General features: G+C 68.0%; 1 pseudogene. It reads left to right on the top strand.

The annotated features are described in order from the left end of the window. Positions 1 to 80: pseudogene (locus tag EN859_RS38510) on the top strand (aminotransferase); the annotation flags it as partial. Positions 81 to 334 lie beyond the last annotated feature (254 nt).

Below are 334 nucleotides of genomic sequence, written 5' to 3'. Positions count from 1 at the left end.
CGCAACTCTCAACCCGCATGCCGCCGGTCGGCGGCCGCGCCCACCATGTCAGGCTGGTGCCGGCCCCCGACAGCTATCGCCATCCCGATGCGATGGCCAATGGCAAGGCCTTCGGCGATGCCGTGCGCCTGCATGCCGCGGCGAAAAATGGAGCCCGCGCCGCGGCGGAATAGGCCGGCCTGGCCTATTCCACCGTTATTCGTTGTTCAAGGCCAGCAGCGGCGCGACAGGCGCGTAGGATTCGTAGCCGTCGCCATCGGCGACGCTGAAAGTGACGATCGGGTCGATGCCGTTCTCGCTGAAAGCCACCGTGCCGTCGGCCTGCTCGCGCCAG

This window comes from Mesorhizobium sp. M00.F.Ca.ET.216.01.1.1 (genome assembly GCF_004010325.2).
In the GTDB taxonomy this organism is placed as follows: Bacteria; Pseudomonadota; Alphaproteobacteria; order Rhizobiales; family Rhizobiaceae; genus Mesorhizobium.
The sequence above is the reverse complement of the archived record's forward strand: the minus strand, read 5'-3'. Positions and strand labels throughout refer to the sequence as shown.